The sequence below is a fragment of the Paraburkholderia bonniea genome, from assembly GCF_009455625.1.
Taxonomy (GTDB): domain Bacteria; phylum Pseudomonadota; class Gammaproteobacteria; order Burkholderiales; family Burkholderiaceae; genus Paraburkholderia; species Paraburkholderia bonniea.
Window position 1 is genome coordinate 363,873 of record NZ_QPEQ01000001.1, and the last position, 21,755, is coordinate 385,627.

The window sequence follows — 21,755 nt, forward strand, 5'->3', positions numbered from 1 at the left end:
CATCGCGTTGCCGCTGCTCCTGCTGCGGCCACTACCCCCACGGCAAACACCGTCGAATACGCTCAGCAGCGCATGTGAAGTGCTCCAGCCTGACCAAACCACGCAGCCCGGGCGAGCTCACCGTAGCCAGGCATCGCTGCCCGCCATATCTCCCAGCTCGTTACGCATGTAGGAAAAACACCTACAAAAAAAGTATTCGTTTCTGGCGCTACTACGGGGTCTCTGTCCGCTTCTCCGTGACTTTCTCTTTCGGGACAATGGAACCATGCATCCAGACCTGTTACTGCGATCCGCATAAAACCGCATGGGTTGCCGCGCCGTATCACGGCCGTGTCCGATTTGCCAGACTGACCAGAGGAAATGAGTGAGCGCCACCAGTGAAATGCTCGATGAGATCAGGGAAATGAACCTGTCTTATCTGCTGCTTGCCCAGCATTTGCTGCGCGAAGACCGAGAGGTTGCGATGGCCCGCATGGGGATCGCCGCACCGCTGGCCGATGTGCTGGTGAACCTTTCGCTTGCGCAGGTGAGCAAGCTCGCGGCATCGAACCAGATGCTGTGCCGCTTCCGTTTTGATGGCCACGCGATTCTTTCTTCTCTCGCCGCGAAGGGGCCGATTGAGACGCAGCTCGGCGCAAACCAGACCGTGCAGCGAGCAGGCTGAACTGGCTAGGCCAACCGGTGAACCGGCTAATGGGTCAATCGGCCAACCAGTCAATCAGTTAACTGGCCAGTCCGGCTAACCAGCTAACTAGTTCAGCAGCTAACTGGCTAATGGGCTAACCGGCTAAGTCACCAGCGAACCAGCGAACCAACCACCGGGCTAATCGGCTAACTAGCCAATCAGCCAACCAACCAGCTAATAGGCGAGCCAGCTAACCAGCTAACTGGTTAAGCCGTTAAGCAGTCAACCGGCCAACCAGCCAACCGGCCAACCAGCCAACTAGCTAACCAGCTAACCAGCTAACCAGCCAACCGCCAACCGGCCAACCGCCAACCGGCCAACCGCCAACCGCCAACCGCCAACCGCCAACCGCCAACCGCCAACCGCCAACCGGCCAACCGGCCAACCGGCCAACCGGCCAACCGGCCAACCACCAACCAACGAACCAGCCAACCGCCAACCGCCAACCAGCGAACCAGCGAACCAGCGAACCAGCGAACCAGCCAACCAGCCAACCAGCCAACCAGCCAACCAGCCAACCAGCCAACCAGCCAACCAGTCAGCCAGCCAGCTAACTGGTTAAGCAGCCAACCAACCAGCTAACCAACCAGCCAGCTAACCAACCAGCCAGCCAACCAACCAGCCAGCTAACCAACCCCCACCGCATTTATTTCCTGGTTTGCATCAAAGTTTTCAGACCCGGTGCCGTAAACCCAATTAACGACGGTCAACGTCGCTTCATTGTGAGGGCTGTACCGTGCTGATCTTCGTGGGAACACTCGTCACGCTGTTGTCCGTCTTCGGCGGTTATGCGCTGGCGGGCGGCCATCTAGGCGCACTGATCCAGCCGGTGGAGGTGCTGATGATCGTCGGCGCAGGGGTGGGGCATTCATCCTCGGTAATGGCATGCGCACGATCAAGGCAACGCTGCGCGTAATCCCAACGCTATTCAAGGCGGGGAAATACGACAAAGAGGTCTACATGGAGCTCATGGCGCTCCTGTATGTCTTGCTGACGAAGGCGCGCAAGGAAGGCACGTTGACGCTCGAAGCTGATATCGACGATCCGGCAAATAGCCCGATCTTCACCCAGTACCCCAAAATCCTCGCAGACAAACACATCATCGAGTTCCTCACCGACTATCTGCGCTTGATGGTTGGCGGCAACATGAATGCGTTCGAAATCGAAAGCCTGATGGACGAGGAGATCGAAACCCATCATGCCGAAGGTGAAGCGCCAGCGCATGCGCTGGCCAAGGTCGGGGATGCGATGCCCGCGTTCGGCATCGTCGCGGCGGTGATGGGTGTGGTGCATACGATGGCCTCCGCCGATAAGCCGCCTGCCGTGCTAGGCGAGATGATTGCCCAGGCGCTAGTGGGTACGTTCCTTGGCATCTTGTTGTCGTATGGGCTGATCGGCCCGCTGGCGAGTGTCGCGGAGCAGCGTGTCACGGAGTCGACCAAGATGTTTCAGTGCATCAAGGTGACGATTCTGGCGAGCCTGAATGGCTATGCGCCTGCCATTGCAGTTGAGTTTGGCCGCAAGGTGCTGTTTTCGAGCGAACGTCCTTCGTTTCTCGAACTTGAAGAACACGTGCGCCGGGTGAAAGCGAAATGACCCGCGAAATGACCTGCGAAATAAGCCGTGAAATAGGCCACCAACCGAGCCATCAAACACGCCGCGCCCGCTATGCCACGAGGAGCTTGCAACGATGAGCACCCGCGATAAAGCCAGCACGATTATCGTCAAGCGTTCCGCTCCCGCAAAAAAAGGCCATCACGGTGGCGCGTGGAAGCTCGCTTATGCCGACTTCATGACCGCGATGATGGCGTTCTTTCTGTTGATGTGGCTGCTGAGTTCGGCCACGACAGTCCAGCTCAAAGGCATCGCTGAATACTTCAACCAGCCGCTCAAGGTGTCGCTGTGGGGTGGTGAGCGCAGCGCGGAAGAATCCAGTGTGGTGCGGGGTGGTGGGCGTGATATCTCGACGGATCGTCAAGGCGTCACGCGTAACACCGATGGCACGACGCGTCTGGCTGAACGCACTGTGCAGCCAGACGATATGTTTTCGGCCAAACAAATGCAGAACTTGCAGGACCGGCGTGAGCAGGCTCGCCTGCACGATCTGCAAATCAAGTTGATGGCTGCGATCGAAGCCAACCCAGTACTACGCCAGTTCAAGCAGCAGATCCGGATTGATTCGACGTTGCAGGGGCTGCGCATAGAGATCGTTGATTCGCAAAAACGCCCGATGTTCGCTACGGCGCAAGCGGTGGTGCAGCCCTATATGCGCGACATCCTGCATGAGATCGGTGCGACGCTGAATGAAGTGCCGAACCGGATCGTGGTGCAAGGGCATACCGATGCCGTGCAGTACGCCGGTGGTGAACGCGGTTACAGCAACTGGGAGTTGTCTGCCGATCGGGCCAATGCGTCGCGGCGCGACCTCATCAGCGGTGGCATGGATGACGCCAAGGTGTTGCGTGTGCTCGGGCTGGCTTCGACGCAAAACCTGAATAAAGCCGATCCGTTAGATCCGGAAAATCGCCGCATCAGCATCATCGTGCTGAACCGCAAATCGGAAGACGCGATGCTGCGCGACGACACCACGACGACCATCTTGTCCGATGACGCGGCCGGGTCCGCCAAGCCGTTGTTGCACAAGGTGGTGCAACCGCTCGACGGTGCCGCAAAGATGCATCCGGTCGCGCTGCAATGACGTTATGCGGCGACCCACTGGGCCGCTGGCAAGTGCAATGAGGGGTTTCATGATTAGGCACATTCTGGCCATTGATGATTCGGCCGCGATGCGGGAAATCTTGTCAGCGACGCTGACCAGCGCGGGCTATCGCGTCACGCTCGCTAACGATGGGCAAAGCGGGCTGGATAACGCGCTGGCGACGCCATTTGATCTGGTGCTGACAGACCAGCACATGCCGGGCAAATGCGGGCTCGATTTGATCGCGGCCTTACGCCGCACGGAGGCCTATCAGGCCACGCCGATTCTTCTGCTCACCACCGAATCAGGCGCGCCGTTCAAGGCTGCGGCCCGGGCGGCTGGGGCTACTGGCTGGATCGAAAAGCCGCTTGACCCGGAGATGTTGGCGGAGCTGGTGGCAGCTCTGGTTCCTGCGGGTGGGGCATGAATCCGGCCGGGATGCGGTGTGGTGCAGCATGCGCGCGCTGTCTTCAAGGCCCAACTGTAGTTTTCGCGGCGTTTCAGGCATGACACTCGATATCACCCAGTTCTATCAGACGTTTTTCGATGAGGCCGACGAGTTGCTGGCGCAGATGGAACAGTGCCTGCTCGATCTGAATCTCGACGACCCGGACCCCGAAGACCTCGGCGCTATTTTTCGTGCGGTGCATTCGATTAAGGGCGGCGCGGCGACGTTTGGCTTTGCTGCGCTGACTGACACCACGCACATTCTTGAATCGCTGCTGGATCGCGCTCGCAATCACGACCTCGTGTTACGGCGCGAGATGATCGACATCTTTCTTGAAACCAAGGATGTGTTGTCGGCGCAATTGTCTGATTACCGCGCAGGTAGCGAGCCGGATGCCGCTGCCGCGCAAGCGATTTGCGCGATGCTCGAACATCTGAATGCGCAGGAACCCAGTGTTGCTGAAGTCGCGGCTGTGATTCCTGCCGCAGGACATACAGCAGGACATACAGCAGAAACCGCCGCCGCCTGGCCGCCCGCGCATGTGCTGACGCAAGCGCTGAATGTGGTGCAGGGCCAGGCCGCTGATGCTGATGCGCAAGCGCTTAACACGCCGGTAGCGCCGGCTATTAACGGCGCTCATCTAAAGATCACGTTGCGCGGCGTGGCGGCTAAAGACCAGGAATTGCTGGTTGATGAGCTGGGTAACCTGGGCCGTGTCGCGGGCCAGGTGAGCACGGGCGCGGACCTCACGCTCTGGCTGGAAACCGACGTTGCGCCAGACGATATCGTGGCGGTGTGCTGCTTCGTGATTGACGAAGAGCAGATCGTGATTGATCGCGGTGTGCAGCCTGAGCCGCACACTACGCCGGAAATTGAGCAGACATCTGCTGAAATTCAGTTTGAGCCTGAAATTGCGGCAGCGCTGAATGCATCAGCCGAATTGCAAGCCGAACTACAAACTGAGGCACAAGAGCAGACGCAAGCACAGACAGCAGCCGAGGCCGCACCGGTAGCGGCAGCAACCCCCAATAACCCGCGTAAACCTCGCACGGCATCCGGCACGGGTGCGGCAACCGAAGGCAGCTCGATTCGCGTTGGCGTGGAGAAAGTCGATCAGTTGATTAACCTGGTGGGCGAGTTGGTGATTACTCAGGCGATGCTGGCGCAAACCGCTAGCACGCTCGATCCGGCGCTCAACGACCGGTTGTTTAACGGCATGGCGCAGCTTGAGCGCAACGCGCGCGACTTGCAGGAAGCGGTGATGTCGATCCGCATGATGCCGATGGATTACGTGTTCAGCCGCTTTCCGCGTCTGGTGCGCGATCTTGCTGCGAAGCTCGGCAAGGACGTTGAACTGGTGACGTTTGGTCAGGCGACGGAGCTCGACAAGAGCTTGATCGAACGCATCATCGACCCGCTCACGCACCTCGTGCGCAACAGCCTGGATCACGGCATCGAGACCGTCGCGGCGCGGCTCGCGGCTGGCAAGGATGCCACCGGGCAACTGGTGTTATCGGCGGCTCATCACGGCGGCAACATCGTGATCGAGGTCAGCGATGACGGCGCGGGGCTGCATCGGGAACGGATTCTGGCGAAGGCGCGCAAGCAAGGCATGGCACTCAGCGAGACCATGAGCGACGACGAAGTGTGGAGCCTGATTTTCATGCCGGGCTTTTCAACCGCCGATCAGGTCACCGATATTTCCGGCCGTGGGGTTGGGATGGATGTGGTCAAACGCAACATCCAGGCGATGGGCGGTCATGTTGAGATCACCTCGCGCGCTGGTCATGGCACCACCACCCGGATCGTGCTGCCGCTCACGCTGGCGATTCTCGATGGCATGTCAGTCAAAGTCGGCGCAGAGATTTTTATCCTGCCGCTGAACTTCGTGATGGAGTCGTTGCAACCGCTCGCGCAGGACATTTACACCGTGGCGAATAACGATCGCGTGGTGCGGGTGCGTGGCGAGTATCTGCCGCTGGTGCCTTTGCACGAAGTGTTTGCGGTGGAAGGTGCGCGCGCCGATCCGACTCAAGGCATCGTCACGATCCTGCAGGCCGAAGGGCGGCGCTTTGCGATGCTGGTCGATGAGCTCGTGGGCCAGCAGCAGGTGGTGGTGAAAAATCTTGAAACCAACTATCGCAAGGTGCATGGCATCTCGGCGGCGACCATTCTGGGCGATGGCAGTGTGGCGCTGATTGTCGACGTCGCCGGGTTGAACCGCGAAACGCGTGCACTGCATGGTGCAGCGCTGAATTTCGCGTGATGCCTTAGATGAACCTCATATTTTTTTCTCACTTCACCCAACCGGTTGGGGGCTAACGTGGCAGCAGTGCAATCCATTCATCCGAGCAGCAAGACAGGCCAGCATGCCGCGCATCAGGCAGAAGCCGCGGGCCAGGAGTTTCTGGTGTTCACGCTGGGGGCCGAGGAATACGGCATTGAGATCTTGAAGGTGCAGGAAATTCGCGGTTACGACAACGTCACGCGGATTGCCAATGCGCCGGATTTCATCAAGGGCGTTATCAATCTGCGCGGCATCATCGTGCCGATCGTGGACATGCGCATTAAGTTTCATCTGGGCAGCGTTGAGTACGGCTCGCAAACGGTCGTCATCATCCTGAACGTGGCGCACCGGGTGGTGGGGATGGTGGTGGATGGCGTGTCGGATGTGTTGACGCTGAGTGCGGAGCAGATCATGCCCGCGCCTGAATTTGGCGCGACGCTGTCGATTGAATATCTCACTGGCCTTGGCACGGTTGAAGGCCGGATGCTGATCTTGATGGACATCGAAAAACTGATGACCAGCCGCGAGATGGCCTTGATCGAAACAATCGCGGCGGCTTGAAACAGGGCGCTGAGCGCTTTGCACCGCAGCCGGTGCATCACAGCAATAAAGGGAACGAAGAATGGCCACGCGCATGCAGCTCCCCCCTGGCCGCTCCGGCGAGCTGGAGCGCGACTTCGAATTCACCCCGGCGGATTTCGCTCGAATCCGCAGCTTGATTCATCGCAGCGCAGGTATTTCGCTATCCGAACATAAGCGTGACTTGGCCTATAGCCGTCTCGCGCGTCGTCTGCGAGCGCGTGGCATGGACAGCTTTCGCCAGTATCTGGATCTGCTTGAAGCGGAATCAGACGCGGCGGAATGGGAAGCCTTCACCAACGCACTCACGACCAATCTCACCGCCTTCTTCCGCGAGGCGCATCACTTTCCGCTGCTCGCCAGTTTTGTCAGTACCCGGGCGCAGCCGGTCTCAGTTTGGTGCTCGGCGGCTTCGACGGGTGAGGAGCCTTACTCGATTGCGATGACGCTGATCGAAACCCTGGGCGAACAAGCCGCGAATGACGCGCGGGTGCTGGCCACCGATGTGGATACCCAGGTGCTGGCGAAAGCCGAGACTGCCGTGTATGCCTTCGATCAGGTGAAGCATGTGTCGCAGGAGCGGCTCAAACGCTTCTTTCTTAAAGGCACCGGTGCTCAGGCCGGGATGGTGAAGCTGCGGCCGGAAGTGCGCGCGATGGTGCGCTTCGAGCAACTGAACCTGACCGACACGGATTACGCATTGCGCACCACGTTCGACGCGATTTTTTGCCGCAACGTGATGATCTATTTCGACAAGCCGACGCAAGCCCAGGTGCTGACGCGCTTCGAGCCGCTGTTAAAGCCAGGGGGGTTGCTGTTCGCGGGACATTCAGAAAACTTTACCTATGTGACCCAGGCGTTTCGCTTGCGTGGTCAGACGGTGTACGAGCGCAGCCGTGATCTCGCGGCTTGCGCACCCGGAGCGGCTCGTCTGGCCGTGCCGCGTGTGGCGGCGGCGGGTGGTCAGGCTAGAGACCTGGCCAGCAACCCGGCTAGAGGCCAGGTATGAGCCACGCGTTGCCTGTCGCCCGCACGCTTTACTACGACAACGAGTTCCAGCGGCCTGGCGTGAAGCTGCTGCCAAACGAGTTCTATACGACCAGCGAGGACATGGTGTTGTCCACCGTGCTGGGGTCGTGCGTGGCGGCCTGCATCCAGGATCGCACGGCGGGCATTGGCGGCATGAATCATTTCATGCTGCCCGACGATGGTGCCGATGCCGGACAGCCTGCGTCAGAAGCGATGCGTTACGGCGCGTATGCGATGGAGCTGCTGATTAACGAGCTCATCAAGGCCGGCGGGCGGCGTGAGCGTTTCGAGGCGAAGGTGTTCGGCGGTGCTGCTGTGCTGGCGAACATGACCACGCTGAATATTGGCGACCGCAACTCAAGTTTCGTGCGGCGTTATCTGGCGCTGGAAAACATTCCGATTCTGGCTGAGGACCTGCAAGGCACACATCCGCGCAAGGTGGTGTTTATTCCGCGCACAGGCCAGGTCATGGTGAAAAAGCTGCGGCTGAATCAGGAGGCGAGCGTGGCTGAGCGCGAACAGGCGCTGGCTCGTCAGGATGCACAACTGCGGGCGCAACGGCGTGGCCAGGCGCATGAGCGGGTCGAATTATTTACGGCCGCGGCCTCTGCGTTGCGCCCGCGCGTGACGTTGTTTAGCACCGCATCCAGTACGCCTGCTGCAGCCACTGCATCTGCGACGCTGGTGCGTGCCGGGCAGCAGAAAAATACCGAGGAGGCTTAAGCGCCGTGCAAAAAATCAAAGTGTTGTGTGTCGATGATTCAGCGCTGATCCGTAGCCTGATGACGGAGATCATTAATGCGCAGCCGGACATGGTGGTGGTGGCAGTCGCTCCTGATCCGCTGGTGGCGCGTGAGCTCATCAAGCAGCATGCCCCTGATGTGCTGACGCTCGATGTCGAAATGCCGCGCATGGATGGGCTCGATTTTCTGGAAAAGCTGATGCGTCTGCGGCCGATGCCGGTCGTGATGGTGTCATCGCTGACCGAGCGTGGCTCGGAAATTACGTTGCGGGCGCTGGAGCTTGGCGCGGTTGATTTCGTGACCAAGCCGCGTGCCGGCATCCGTGACGGGATGCTCGACTATGCCGATTTGCTGGCCGACAAAATCCGTGCTGCCGCGCGCGCGCGTTTGCGGCAGACGGTATCCGCTGCGCCGGGTGGCGCTGCCCGGACGCACGCTGTGGCGAGCAGCGGGGCTCACGCCGCAGCGGTGCCATTGCTGAACAACCCGCTGGTGAGCACCGAGAAGCTGGTGATCGTGGGCGCATCGACTGGCGGCACCGAGGCGATTCGTGAAGTGCTCATGCCGTTACCTGCTGATGCACCTGCTGTGCTGATCGCGCAGCACATGCCGCCAGGCTTTACCAAATCATTTGCGACGCGTCTCAATGGCCTGTGCCGGATCACGGTGAAAGAAGCGGAGCATGGCGAACGGGTGCTGCCAGGTCATGCCTACATTGCGCCGGGCCACGCTCATTTGCTGCTGGCGCGCAGCGGTGCGAACTACCTCGCGCACTTGTCTGATGCCCCGCCGGTGAATCGTCATCGGCCATCGGTCGATGTGCTGTTTCGTTCAGCCGCGCAACACGCGGGCAAGAACGCAGTGGGCGTGATTCTCACCGGGATGGGGCGCGATGGCGCAGCGGGCTTGCTGGAAATGCGCCAGGCCGGGGCCTATACGCTGGCCCAGGACGAAGCCAGTTGTGTCGTATTTGGCATGCCGCGCGAAGCGATCGCGCTGGGTGCCGCTGCTGAGATCGCCGCCTTGTCCGAGATGAGCCACCGTGTGCTGGCGAGCCTTGCGGCGCTAGGTGAGCGAGCGCACCGGGTGTAAGCCGCCGCGCGCAACAAAGCAAAGCACAACAAAGCAGAACAGAACTGATTGGGAAAGGATGAGAGCGATGGACAAGAGCATGAAGATTCTGGTGGTGGACGACTTTCCGACGATGCGCCGGATCGTGCGCAATCTGCTCAAAGAGCTGGGCTACAGCAACATCGACGAAGCGGAGGATGGCCAGGTTGCGTTGTCGCGTTTGCGCGCGGGCGGCTTCGACTTTGTGATTTCTGACTGGAACATGCCGAACCTCGATGGCCTGGCGATGCTGCAGGCGATCCGCGCCGACGCTAACCTCGCGCATCTGCCGGTGCTGATGGTGACGGCTGAAGCCAAAAAAGAGAACATCATCGCGGCCGCGCAGGCCGGGGCAAGCGGTTATGTGGTCAAGCCCTTCACCGCTGCGACGCTCGATGAAAAGCTCAGCAAGATTGTCGAAAAAATGGCCAAAGCCGGGAGCTGATATGGACCAGCCGAGCGAATCACCTGCCTTTGAGAGCGCCAGCATTGAACCTCGCCTGAGCGATAGCGGCCATGCCACCGACCGTGTGCTGGCGCGCATTGGGCAACTCACGCGCACGCTGCGCGACTCGATGCGTGAACTGGGGCTCGACAAGCACGTTGAGCTAGCCGCCGAAGCGGTGCCCGATGCCCGTGAGCGTCTGCGCTATGTCGCGTCGATGACCGAGCAGGCCGCGGAGCGCGTGCTAAACGCGATCGAGATTGCGCAGCCGATCCAGAACCAGTTGCAGCAGCAAGCCAGCGCGCTCGATGCGCGCTGGGCGCAGTGGTACAGCGCACCGCTCGATCATGGGCAAGCGGGGGCTTTGCTCAATGACTCACGTGAATTTTTGCGCAGTCTGCCGCAAGCGACGGCGGCGACCAACACGCAACTCATGGAGATCATGCTGGCCCAGGACTTCCAGGATCTGACCGGGCAAGTGATTAAGAAGATCGTCGAAGTGGTGTCGTTGATCGAGCAGCAACTCTTAGGCGTGCTGGTGGAAAACATCGCGCCTGAACGGCGCGAACAGTTTGCGGCGAATGCCGCTGCGCTGGCGGCAGGGGCTGGTGTAGCGAGCCTTGATGGCAGCACGGGAGAGACGGGTTCGACGCTGCTCAATGGCCCACAGATCAACCCGGAAGGACGAGCTGACGTAGTGCAGGACCAGGAGCAAGTGGACGACTTGCTGGCGAGCCTGGGGTTTTAACGACAGCTTTTGTGAGCGCGATTTGTGAGCGCGATCGGCATGGTGCAATCCGCAGGCATACTACGGCGGCCAGAATCAGTGCGCGGATGAGAGTGACCGGGGGCGCGGGTGTTTTTATCTAAGGGAAACACCTGGGCCTGGCGCGATGCCGCACTGGACTGGCTTGATCCATCTGGCTTGTAGCGGGCCTATTTCAGGCCACGCTACATATCCCGAGCCACATTCGAATGGAAGGAGTCTGGCCATGCCGAGTCATTCAGGCCGCGCTGTGTTGTTAGCTGCGCTTGGTACGAGTTGCATCTTTCTACTGGCCGCCCCCGCCGCGTATGCGGTGCTGGGCGGCAGCCCGATGGCGCTGCCCGATGGCGCCACGAGTGTCAGTCTTCCCTCGCCCGTGATGCGCACCGCATCAGCCGCTGTGCAGGCGGCAGGGGCCGCTTCCACCCCCGCTACTGTTCTGCCCTACACCGTGCGAGTGACCACGCTGAGTTCCGGCACCGTGGTGCGGGAATACATCAGCGCGTCAGGAGAGGTGTTTGGCTTGAGCTGGCGCGGGCCATTACAGCCCGATCTGGCTAGTTTGCTAGGCAGTTATTTCCCGCAGTTTGTCGAGGGCGCGCAAGCCATTCGGGCCCAGCGCGGTGGCGGGCACGGCCCCGCGAGTATTAATTTGAACGGCCTGGTGGTGCGCTCTGGCGGTCATATGGGTGCCTTCTCCGGACAAGCGTGGTTGCCACAGGCGTTGCCTGCGGGCGTTAGCGATTCTGCTATCCAGTGATGTCCAGGAGACTAACCGTGCGTTTGATTTTGCCTTCGTTTAACTCTGTCGCGTCCACGCTGGGCTGCGTTGCTTTGCTTGCGCTGGCGTCCTGTGGCGGTGGTGATGGCTCCGGTTCTTTACCTCCTGGGCCGGACATGCAGCCGATTGTCGCCAACGCCTCGAACACCGTGCCGATCACCGTCGATCAAGGTCTGGCGAGCGGCGCGAATATTCCCACCGTGAGCGTGACGGTCTGCGCGCCAGGGTCCAGCACCAATTGCCAGACCATCAACCAGGTTCAGCTCGATACCGGCTCTTACGGCTTGCGCATTTTGTCGTCCGCGTTAGGGGCACCGCTCAAGGCCGGACTGCCACGCACGGGCTCGGCGCTAGGGCCGCTGGCGCAATGCGCGAAGTTCGCTATTGGTTATGCGTGGGGCTCGGTGCGCACCGCTGACGTGAAAATTGGCGGCGAAACCGCATTGAACCTGCCGATCCAGGTCATTGGCGACTTGCCGGATTCAAGCGTGCCCGCTAACGGTTGCGTCAATGGCCCAGCGCAGAACAGCGTGAGCAACCTGGGCGCGAACGGCATTCTGGGCGTGGGCGTTGCGCCCTACGATTGCGGCGGGAATTGTCTGAGCGCGGTGAACAGCCTGTACTACACCTGCCCAAGCGGTGGTGCAGTGTGCCGTCAGGTTGGCGTGCCGCTGCAGCAGCAGGTGGCGAATCCGGTGCCACGCTTTGCGGTGAACAACAACGGCGTGATTGTTCAGTTGCCAGCCGTGCCGACTAACGGTGCGGCGTCGGTCAACGGCACGCTGGTGTTCGGGATTGGCACGCAGCCGAACAACATCATGCAGAGTGCTGCCCAGTTATTTTTGACCGATTCATTTGGCAACCTGGGCAATAGCAGCTTCAATGGCCAGCCAGTGGTGGCGTTTTTCGATAGCGGTTCGAATGCCAACTTTTTTGCTGATCCGTCATTGCCTTTATGCGGCCAGAATTACGCTGGGTTTTATTGCCCGCCATTCGCCCAGACCCGTAATTTGACGGTGGTCGGTGCAACTGGGGTGCAGGCGAATGTGAGTTTTAACGTTGTTAGCGCCGCGACACTGTTTGGCGTTACTTCACGCTTCGCCTTTAATAATCTGGCTGGTCAGACAGGCTTTTCGGGGACGGTTGATATGGGTTTACCGTTTTTCTATGGGCGTTATGTTTATTACGGCATGGATCAACGGCTTTGGGGCGGTTCTGCGCCGTATGTGGCGTTTTAATTGATGGTTTGGTTGATTCAGTAAATTAAATAGATGTGCCGGGTCCGCGCCAGATTAATTCAGGCGCGGACTTTTTATTTGTGCTTCAGGGTTCGGTTTGATTATTTCTGTCCGTGCGGAGTTGCCGGGCAGAGAGGGTGGCTATGTAAATAATGACGAGCAGTGCGACTAATATTTTGTCAGCATTTTTGGCGATAACCACCATATTTTCCATGCAGACGGTATCTCCCGCCGTGCAGATATTGGGTAATAAATGGGCTTTTGAGGCATAAAACGCGCCAACTGCCAGGCCGGTGCCAATGACTACCCGTGTAAAAATTTCTCTATCGGCGGTGGAAAAGCTGACTGTGCCAATTAGCCCCGCTTGCTGATTGGCCGGTGTTGTGCCTGAATTGCGGCTGGTGTTTCCTGTGGTTTTTATAATGGGTGGCATAGTGAAATAACCAGATATTTTGGTTGATTAAAAGTTAAATTTATAATTAGCCTACGCGGCAGGATGGTTCAGGGGCTTTGCGAGGTTGATTTTATTTTTAGGCAGGCTTTTCTCTGTTGCGCGTAGTTGGTTGTAGCGATCCTGGCCAGAGCGCATTAACTTGACTATTTCATCGATGGCATATCCGTCGATAATATGTGGGTTTTCAAAAATAAGTGGTGACATTTTGTTTTGCAAGAGTAATAAGTTCATGACCAGAAAAACGATAACGCGGATATTTCCATCTGAAAATAGATGATGCTGATCCAGATCCTGGCAGAGCGTGGCGATGGCTTTCATGATGGCCGTATTGCGCTGCCCAGGCTTGTATGAATTAGATTGAATGCATTTTATTTCAAAGTGATATTGCTCAATTAGCTCTTTCGCTTTTGCACGAAGTTCGCTGGCCGAGCGGGGGAGGAGCACGATATAGTCTTTCACTCCGTCACTAGCTAGACAATGCCACTTTGGCACGAATTTTTTTTTATATTCTTTGATGCCATCCTGAGTGAAATTGTAAAAATTAATACGTCCATCATCAAAAGTAGTATCGTTAACAAACGGTCCCGGATGTAGACTAACTTGAATGGAACCTTGTTTTTTGTCTCGAAATCCAGATTTCATGAATAGCACTGGGTCATTTGCTTGGGTGACGTTGCGGCATGCCAGTTTGTGAAATTTCTCAAAAATATTTTCATCGAATATCTTGTCAATCGAATTTAGCATTTCCATTGCGGCATCCAGCATGGCGGGCAAATATCCCCGCTCCTCCTCGAAACCAAGATGCCCGAATGCTTTGACGTATGAGTGGCCTGGCTCCATTACGAGTTTGTAGCCAGAAATCTCCGGGTCGACTATGGTATTAATCAACGGATTGGGGTGATTTTTAATAAATTCACCAAATTCAACTCGTTTTTGTTCAAGCCTGATTAACGAGAAAAGTAAAGAGTTGTAATAACTTGTGGTCTCGGCCAGGGTTGTGTTTGGTGAGTGGGCTGTGGCGACTTTCTTCATGTAAAGGGAGAATTGTGGAGATGTTTTTATTTTGTCGAGCTCATTTGATATTATTTTATATCGTTGCGGAATTGATACGCCGAGCAAATTTTGTCTGCTCAAGTCTTTTGGGGAAAATATATTTAAAATTTTTATAAAGTCGAGTATGGCAGAGTCAGTTATTTTATCTATTGGTGCGGCGCTTGCAATATTTCTGCCTTCGAGTGTGACTGGATTAATGTCCTGAATATGCTGGCCAGCTGAAATTTCCTGGTTACTGGAGGAGGGCGTCGCGTGTGGATGGTTGGTTTTGTGTGTGTTGATGGGTGAATTATTTAATCTTGACGACAACATGCTTTAATCCTCTATTTGAAAGTAAAAAATTACTGAAAATCGGATATAAGTAACGCACTACGCGGTTCCGTTCCAGGCATCTGTCTCAGGCAATAATTGGAAATATTTTTGGCATTGCTATTACCCGCCATTCACAAAACGCGAACAGATAACGGCATTCATCACAGTGAGCAACACCGTGTCATTGCCGAGACAGCGCTCGCAATGAATGCGCAGGTTGCCGATTCCACCGTGCTCACCGTGTACCGTGCAGCGGGCGATACGGACGGCGATTACGTGTTGCTCCAGGCCTAGCCAATTGAGCGGATGTCGAGACAGTCCGCACGTTCTGCCAGCACAGAAATTACGCAGCCGCGACAGCGCAATACGGTTGCACGGTTCACGCTGGCAAAGGCTCCTCATCCAGCGAAATACCCCCCTTTTCCTCGCCTGATCCGTCAATGGCCGCTTGCCGTGCGCGGCAATAATCGCTGCTACTAAAACGGGCATCACACTGTGCCTCCTGCCAACCCTTGAAGACGCCTGGAGAATCTGGTGGCAGAGGATAGCGACCTCGAAAAAACCGAATCAGCCACCCCTCGAAGGCTTGAGAAAGCGCGGGAGGAGGGGCAGGTCGTGCGTTCGCGCGAGCTGACTTCATTCGCGTTGCTGGCGGCGGGCTTTCTTGGCATGTGGGCGTTTGCCGTGCCAATCGGTGAGCATTTCCAGACGATGCTGCACAAGGCGTTTAGTTTTAATCACGCCACGGTGTTCGATACGCACCGGATGCTGGCGGATGCGGCGCTGATTAGCCGTGAGGGCTTGTTCGCGCTGTGGCCGGTGCTGGCGCTGACGGGTGGCGCGGCTTTGTTCGCGCCGATTGCGCTGGGTGGCTGGCTGATTTCGGCGCAGGCGCTTGAGCCCAAGTTCAAGCGTTTGAATCCGTTGGCGGGGCTGGGCCGGATGTTTTCGATTAATGGCCCGGTGCAACTTGGCATGTCGCTGGTGAAGACGCTGGTGGTGGGCGGCATTGGTGGCTGGGCGATCTGGCGGCGCAAGGATGATTTGCTGGGCCTCGTGACCCAGCCGGTTGATCTGGCGTTGGCGAATGCGGGTCATCTGATCGCGGTGTGCTGCGCGCTGACGGTCGCAGGCATGTTCTTCGTCGCGGCGCTGGATGTGCCGTATCAGCTTTGGCAGCACAACAAGAAGCTGCGTATGACCAAGGATGAAGTTAAGCGGGAGCACCGCGAAAACGAGGGCGATCCGCATGTGAAGGGCCGCATTCGTGCGCAGCAGCGGGCGATGGCGCGGCGCAGGATGATGACGCATGTGCCGCAGGCGGATGTGGTTATTACCAATCCGACACATTTCGCGGTCGCGCTGCAATACGCCGATGGTGAGATGGGTGCGCCCAAGGTGGTGGCCAAGGGGGTGAACCTGGTCGCTGCGCGCATCCGTGAGCTTGCCGTTGAACATCGGGTGCCGCTGCTCGAAGCGCCGCCGCTGGCGCGCGCGCTTTATCACAACGTCGACATTGGCCGGGAGATTCCTGGCCCGTTGTATGCCGCGGTGGCAGAGGTGCTGGCATGGGTTTATCAGTTGCGCCGTTTCGATGCGGAGGGCGGCACCGCCCCGGTCGCGCCGACGCACTTTGATGTGCCAGCCGAACTCGACAAGGGTGCGGTCTCCGATGAGGACGCCGAGGTTGAAGCCGCTGAAGCATTGGCCCCCGACACTAGCACCGGCACCGGCACCAGCGCAGGCACACGTAAAAGCACAGGGGCTGGCGCGGCTGGCCAGTCTGATAACCGGAGCGGTACCGCATGAACGTGCGCGCTGGATTTTTCTCTCGCCGTCCAGAGGCGCTGGGCGGGGCGAACTTGCGGGCGCTGGCTGGCCCGATTCTGATCTGCATGATCCTCGGCATGATGATCTTGCCGTTGCCGCCGTTCCTGCTTGATCTGCTATTCACTTTCAATATCGCGCTCTCGGTGATGGTGCTGCTGGTCAGCATGTACACCATGAAGCCGCTCGATTTCGCTGCATTCCCTAGCGTGCTGTTGTTCTCGACGTTGTTGCGCCTGTCGCTGAACGTTGCTTCGACCCGTGTCGTGCTGCTCGAAGGTCATACCGGCCCGGATGCGGCGGGCCAAGTGATCGAGGCGTTTGGACACTTTCTCGTCGGCGGGAATTTCGCGGTTGGGATTGTGGTGTTCGTGATCTTGATGCTGATCAACTTCATGGTCATCACGAAGGGTGCGGGGCGGATCGCTGAGGTATCGGCGCGCTTTACGCTCGATGCGATGCCGGGCAAGCAGATGGCGATCGATGCCGATCTCAACGCGGGTCTGATTAACGAAGACCAGGCGCGCAAGCGGCGGCTTGAAGTGGCGCAAGAGGCGGAGTTCTACGGCTCGATGGATGGCGCGAGCAAGTTTGTGCGCGGCGATGCGATTGCGGGCTTGATCATCATGCTGATCAACATCGTCGGCGGGCTGATTGTCGGGATGGTGCAGCACGACATGGACTTCGCCGCCGCAGGCCGGAACTACACGCTGCTGACGATTGGCGATGGCCTGGTAGCGCAGATTCCATCGCTGGTGATTTCGACGGCGGCAGGCGTGATCGTGTCGCGCGTCGCTACGAATGAAGACATTGGCACGCAGCTCACGGGGCAGCTTTTTACTAACCCTCGGGTGTTGATGATTACCGGCTGCATTCTGGTGCTGATGGGGCTGATTCCGGGGATGCCGCATTTCGCTTTCTTGTTGCTGGGCGCGGGCTTGATTCAGATGGGCCGGGTGATGAAGCGCAAGGCCGCGCAACGCGCTGCCGCGCCTGCGCTGGAAGATTTGCCGCCTGCGGCGTTGAGCGCGACCGAGGGCAGCGAAGCGAGTTGGGATGACGTGGCGATGATCGACCAGCTTGGGCTGGAAGTGGGCTATCGCCTGATTCCGCTGGTTGATGCCCAGGCGGATGGCGAGCTGCTCAAACGGATCAAGGGCATTCGCAAGAAGTTCGCTCAGGAGATCGGTTTTCTGCCGCCGGTGATTCATATCCGCGACAACCTGGAATTGCATCCCAACGGTTACCGGATCGCGCTCAAGGGCGTGGAGATCGGGACCGGCGAAGTATTTCCGGGGCAATGGCTAGCGATTAATCCTGGTCAGGCCAGCGCGGCGCTGCCGGGGCCGCAGACCACGGACCCAGCGTTTGGCTTGCCTGCGGTCTGGATTGATACGTCGCTGCGCGAAGAAGCACAGGTGTACGGCTATACCGTGGTGGACGCCAGCACGGTGGCGGCGACGCATCTGAATCATCTGGTGGTGCTGCATGCCTCTGAGTTGCTGGGCCGCCAGGAGGTGCAAGCGCTGCTTGACCGGGTGAGCAAGGATTCGCCCTCGCTGGTGGAAGAGCTGGTGCCGAAGGCGCTGTCGCTGACGACGCTGCAAAAGGTGCTGCAAAACCTGCTCGAAGAAGGCGTGCCGATACGCGATATGCGTTCGATTCTCGAAGCCCTGGCTGAGCACGCGCCGAAGCTGAGCGATCCCTTTGATTTGACTGCGGTGGTGCGGCTGGCGCTGGGGCGCTCGATTACGCAGCAGTGGTTTCCGGGCCAGGGCGAGATGCAGGTGATGGGGCTGGACAGCGGCCTGGAGCGGGTGCTGTCGCAAGCGTTGTCGACCGGGCCGAACCCTGGGCTTGAGCCGGGGCTGGCGCATACCTTGCTGAACGAAACGCAAAAAGCGCTGATGTATCAGCAGAACATGGGGCTGCCGCCTGTGCTGCTGGTGCAGCACGCGTTACGCCCGATGCTGGCGCGCTTTTTGCGGCGCAGCCTGCCGCAACTGAAGGTGCTGTCGTATGCCGAAGTGCCGGATAGCCGCACCATCAAGATCGCTACGCTGATTGGTGGCGGGGGTGGGGGTGGTGGCGGGGGCACGGTGTAACGCCGCGGGGTGTGTGTCGGGGTGCTGTTTGGCATTTGCCCGGCGCTTGCTTGGTATTCATCCGCTCGCTCGGCGTTCACTTGGCACTCATCCAGCGCTCACCCAGCGCTCACCCAGCGCTCACCCAGCGCTCACCCAGCGCTCACCCAGCACTCATCCAGCACTCATCCAGCGCTCATCCAGCGCTCACCCAGCGCTCACCCAGCGCTCACCCAGCACTCACCCAGCATGCATCAGGCCACGCGCTGAATTGCTCGAATTACCTGCCTTTCTCCACCCTGATCGGGCAATCGTCGAGCAGGCCGCTGCGAAATAATCCGTGCATGGGAAGCGGTATTTTGCCGGCCCGCTCAACCGCATCGGGAGGCCAGGTTGAACATTCGTAAATTTGTCGGGGCGACGAGCCGCGACGCTTTGCGCCTCGTGCGCGAGGCCCTGGGTGCCGATGCCGTGGTGCTGTCGAACCGGACTCGTGACGATGGCTCGGTCGAGATCGTCGCGCTGGCCGACAGCGATCTGGCCGCGCTGACGCCCCCCGCCGCAGCGCGGGTGACAACTTCTGCCGCTGTTGCTGCTGGCACCGCCACCGCCACCACCACCACTTCCACTACTCCCGCCACCGTTGCCGCTGCGCGCCCGAACCCCTACGCCAGTGAAATGCCTGACGTGTTCTCGTCGATGTTTGGCGCGAGCGTCGAGGTGAGCGATGAAGTCGCTTCGTCTGGCAGCACCGTGCCGTCCCAGGCACCGGCACCGGTTGCCCAGCGTGCGCCGGAACAAGGCAGCGCATCGCATTCCGCCCAACCCTCCCGCACACAAGCTGAAACGAATTTCTGGCGCGGCGAATACAGCGCAGCAAGTTCTGCCCGCGAAGGGGCTCAAGCGGTTGTTACGGCGCAAACGTCAGAGCCACTACCCCCCACTTTCGGCAAAAGCGCCGCTTCGATGAGCCCGGCTGATGCGACGCGCAAAGGCCTTGGCACACCAGGCCCGCGTGTGAGTGCCACCGCCACCACCACGGTTACTGCTGCCACCACCGCCGCGCATGCAACTCCGGCCTGGGCGCGTGAGGCGGCGCAAAGCGCTGCGCGCCGCGCCGCGCAACATCTGGCCGCCGAAGAGCTACGCCGCGAGCCGCCACCTGCCGTTACTGCTACCGCATCCACCACCACCACCACCACCGCATCCACCGCATCCACCCCACCCCAAGGCCTGCATCCGAACGCCGCTGCTGCGGTTAGCGAAGCGATCAAGACGCGCATGGAGCAGGTGGTCAACGACACGGTGATGCACGAACTCGCGTCAATGCGCGAAATGATGGAAACGCATTTCGCTGGTCTGCAATGGGCGGAACGCCAACGCCGCAGCCCGGTGCATGCCGCGCTGGCGCGCCAGCTCTTTGCCGCCGGATTTTCTGCGCAGCTCGTGCGCAAACTGGTGGACAAGCTGCCTGCTGTCGATCATCAGGATGCCGCGCTGGCCTGGGTGCGCTCCGTGCTCGAAACCAATCTGCCGGTGATGGCCGATGAAGAAGCGCTGCTGGAGCGCGGCGGGGTGTTCGCGCTGATGGGCCCGACAGGTGCAGGCAAGACCACCACCACGGCCAAGCTCGCGGCGCGCTGCGTGATGCGCTTTGGCGCTAGCAAGGTGGCGCTGCTGACGACCGATAGTTACCGCATCGGCGGCCATGAGCAGTTACGTATTTACGGCCGGATTCTGGGTGTTTCGGTGCATGCAGTGAAAGACACGGCTGATTTGCAACTGGCGCTTGCCGAGCTGCGCAACAAGCACATCGTGCTGATCGACACGATTGGCATGAGCCAGCGTGACCGGCTGGTGTCGGAGCAGATTGCGATGCTGTGCAACGCTGGGCAGCGCGTGCAGCGGCTATTGCTGCTGAACGCGACGAGCCATGGCGACACCCTCAACGAAGTCGTGCAGGCCTATCAGAGTCAGAGCACCGGAGACAGCGAGCCGCTCGCGGGCTGCATTTTGACCAAGCTCGATGAAGCCACGCATCTTGGCAGCGCGCTCGATACGGTGATGCGTTATCGCTTGCCAGTGCATTACGTTTCGACTGGACAGAAGGTTCCAGAGAACCTGTATGTCGCTACCAGTCCTTTCCTGATCAAGAGTGCGTTTTGCATTCCGCGTGAGCATTCGCCGTTTGCGCCAGATGATGACGATCTGCCGATGCTGCTATCTGATCCTGCTGCGCGCGCTGGGTCTGGCTTGCACGAGGTTCGCTTTGGATAAATTCGTCGCCGATCAGGCCGAGGGCTTGCGCCGTTTGCTGGCGCGCCAGCAAACGCGCGTGCTCGCGGTGACCGGCGCGGCCCCCGGCGCTGGCAGCACCAGCACCGTGGTGAATCTGGCAGCGGCGCTTGCGCAGCAGGGCAAGGAAGTGCTGGTGCTCGATGAGAGTGTTGCTGGGATTTCGGTCAGCGCGATGCTGGGCGGGCTGCGTGGTGTGGCGCAGGCGGCTGCAGTGGTGCGCGGCGAGATTCCACTGGAGCAGGCCGTGGCGCGTCACGCGCTGGGCTTTGCGCTACTCGCGGCACCACGTCATTCGCTCGCGGCGTCGATAGATATCGCGCTGCTGAGCGGCAACGCCGATATCGTGCTGATCGACGCTCAACTGGGGGCGCACGGCACGTTGTCGGATCTGGCGTTGCAAGCGCATGACGTGATGCTGGTGACGCGTGTCGGCGCGGTGGCGATCACCGAAACCTACGCTTGCCTGAAACGTTTGCATTACGTGCACGCGCTGGCGCAGTTCCGCTTGCTGGCCAACCAGGTGCCGCGTGAGCGCGACGCGCAAACCGCTTTCGACAATCTCGCTGGGGTGGCCGGACGCTACCTTGGCATCACGCTTGAAGATGCCGGTCATATTCCGGCTGATGCGCAAATGGGGCGTGCACTCACGCTGTCGCGTTGCCTTGTCGATGCATTTCCTTCGACTGCGGCGGCGCGTGCGTTGTGCCAGCTTGCCGCTGCGTTACCGCACTGGCCGCAGCGCCATGCATTAGCGGCACCTGCAGTGGAGGCATCGGCCAGCGCGGTGAGCGTGAACGCGCCGCCGCCTCTCGCGCAGTCTTTTGCGCGGCACGCCTGAGATGTCTGACGCTTGATAGCAAGCACGCCTGATAGAACGCCTGACACGCGCTGGATCAGCCCAGCACGGCCAGCGCTAGA

The 21,755-nt window shown here is 59.4% G+C and carries 18 protein-coding genes and 1 pseudogene; 17 read left to right on the plus strand and 2 right to left on the minus strand.

The genetic code is table 11. The features are described from left to right. The first annotated feature begins 364 nt into the window (after nt 1–364). From flhD to GH656_RS01600, 13 genes and pseudogenes are all read left to right on the plus strand, one after another. A complete protein-coding gene (flhD, locus tag GH656_RS01540; protein ID WP_153074275.1) occupies nt 365–664 on the plus strand; it encodes a flagellar transcriptional regulator FlhD in 300 nt (99 codons plus the stop codon). 757 nt (nt 665–1,421) lie between these two features. Beyond that, nucleotides 1,422–2,281, plus strand: a pseudogene (gene motA, locus GH656_RS01545) (flagellar motor stator protein MotA). 94 nt (nt 2,282–2,375) lie between these two features. After that, the gene (gene motB, locus GH656_RS01550) at nt 2,376–3,383 is read left to right on the plus strand and encodes a flagellar motor protein MotB (protein ID WP_153074276.1); all 1,008 of its coding nucleotides are present in this window, start codon (nt 2,376–2,378) and stop codon (nt 3,381–3,383) included. A 49-nt stretch (nt 3,384–3,432) separates the two neighbouring features. Continuing rightward, the gene (locus tag GH656_RS01555) at nt 3,433–3,810 is read left to right on the plus strand and encodes a response regulator (RefSeq protein WP_153074277.1); all 378 of its coding nucleotides are present in this window, start codon (nt 3,433–3,435) and stop codon (nt 3,808–3,810) included. A 79-nt stretch (nt 3,811–3,889) separates the two neighbouring features. Beyond that, on the plus strand, nt 3,890–6,097 hold the full coding sequence (gene cheA, locus GH656_RS01560) for a chemotaxis protein CheA (protein ID WP_153074278.1): 2,208 nt from the start codon (nt 3,890–3,892) through the stop codon (nt 6,095–6,097). Between the two features lie 57 nt (nt 6,098–6,154). After that, a complete protein-coding gene (gene cheW / locus GH656_RS01565) occupies nt 6,155–6,679 on the plus strand; it encodes a chemotaxis protein CheW (RefSeq protein WP_153074279.1) in 525 nt (174 codons plus the stop codon). 73 nt (nt 6,680–6,752) lie between these two features. After that, nucleotides 6,753–7,706 carry a CheR family methyltransferase gene (locus GH656_RS01570; RefSeq protein WP_246184177.1) on the plus strand — a complete coding sequence of 318 codons (954 nt, stop codon included), beginning with the start codon at nt 6,753–6,755 and terminating at the stop codon, nt 7,704–7,706. Then, nucleotides 7,703–8,449, plus strand: coding sequence for a chemoreceptor glutamine deamidase CheD (cheD, locus tag GH656_RS01575; protein WP_153074281.1), 747 nt, complete (start codon nt 7,703–7,705; stop codon nt 8,447–8,449). Before GH656_RS01570 ends, cheD begins: the two co-directional genes overlap by 4 nt. A gap of 5 nt (nt 8,450–8,454) precedes the next feature. Further along, nucleotides 8,455–9,561: a protein-glutamate methylesterase/protein-glutamine glutaminase gene (locus GH656_RS01580; protein ID WP_153074282.1), complete on the plus strand. Its 1,107-nt coding sequence runs from the start codon at nt 8,455–8,457 to the stop codon at nt 9,559–9,561. Between the two features lie 67 nt (nt 9,562–9,628). Further along, on the plus strand, nt 9,629–10,024 hold the full coding sequence (gene cheY, locus GH656_RS01585) for a chemotaxis response regulator CheY (RefSeq protein WP_153074283.1): 396 nt from the start codon (nt 9,629–9,631) through the stop codon (nt 10,022–10,024). Nucleotide 10,025: 1 nt separating this feature from the next. Beyond that, nucleotides 10,026–10,772: a protein phosphatase CheZ gene (gene cheZ / locus GH656_RS01590; RefSeq protein WP_153074284.1), complete on the plus strand. Its 747-nt coding sequence runs from the start codon at nt 10,026–10,028 to the stop codon at nt 10,770–10,772. A 244-nt stretch (nt 10,773–11,016) separates the two neighbouring features. Then, complete coding sequence (locus GH656_RS01595; RefSeq protein WP_153074285.1) at nt 11,017–11,550, plus strand: DUF2844 domain-containing protein; 534 nt, start codon at nt 11,017–11,019, stop codon at nt 11,548–11,550. Nucleotides 11,551–11,567: 17 nt separating this feature from the next. Continuing rightward, nucleotides 11,568–12,809, plus strand: a complete 1,242-nt coding sequence (locus tag GH656_RS01600) for a DUF3443 domain-containing protein (RefSeq protein ID WP_246184178.1) — start codon at nt 11,568–11,570, stop codon at nt 12,807–12,809. A gap of 85 nt (nt 12,810–12,894) precedes the next feature. On the opposite strand, the gene GH656_RS01605 is transcribed toward GH656_RS01600, so the two are convergent. Then, nucleotides 12,895–13,242 (minus strand): hypothetical protein, encoded by a 348-nt coding sequence (locus GH656_RS01605; RefSeq protein ID WP_153074287.1) that lies wholly within the window; start codon nt 13,240–13,242, stop codon nt 12,895–12,897. A gap of 51 nt (nt 13,243–13,293) precedes the next feature. Further along, complete coding sequence (locus GH656_RS01610; protein WP_153074288.1) at nt 13,294–14,628, minus strand: Rossmann-fold NAD(P)-binding domain-containing protein; 1,335 nt, start codon at nt 14,626–14,628, stop codon at nt 13,294–13,296. Between the two features lie 534 nt (nt 14,629–15,162). Between GH656_RS01610 and flhB the strand changes: the two genes are divergently transcribed. The 4 genes from flhB to GH656_RS01630 all read left to right on the plus strand — a co-directional run bounded on the left by flhB (nt 15,163) and on the right by GH656_RS01630 (nt 21,675). Further along, a complete protein-coding gene (flhB, locus tag GH656_RS01615; protein ID WP_153074289.1) occupies nt 15,163–16,437 on the plus strand; it encodes a flagellar biosynthesis protein FlhB in 1,275 nt (424 codons plus the stop codon). Next, nucleotides 16,434–18,560: a flagellar biosynthesis protein FlhA gene (gene flhA / locus GH656_RS01620; RefSeq protein WP_153074290.1), complete on the plus strand. Its 2,127-nt coding sequence runs from the start codon at nt 16,434–16,436 to the stop codon at nt 18,558–18,560. The genes flhB and flhA overlap by 4 nt, the downstream gene beginning before the upstream one ends. A gap of 372 nt (nt 18,561–18,932) precedes the next feature. After that, nucleotides 18,933–20,816: a flagellar biosynthesis GTPase FlhF gene (gene flhF, locus GH656_RS01625; RefSeq protein WP_153074291.1), complete on the plus strand. Its 1,884-nt coding sequence runs from the start codon at nt 18,933–18,935 to the stop codon at nt 20,814–20,816. Beyond that, nucleotides 20,809–21,675: a MinD/ParA family ATP-binding protein gene (locus GH656_RS01630; RefSeq protein WP_153074292.1), complete on the plus strand. Its 867-nt coding sequence runs from the start codon at nt 20,809–20,811 to the stop codon at nt 21,673–21,675. The genes flhF and GH656_RS01630 overlap by 8 nt, the downstream gene beginning before the upstream one ends. The last annotated feature ends 80 nt before the right edge of the window (nt 21,676–21,755 follow it).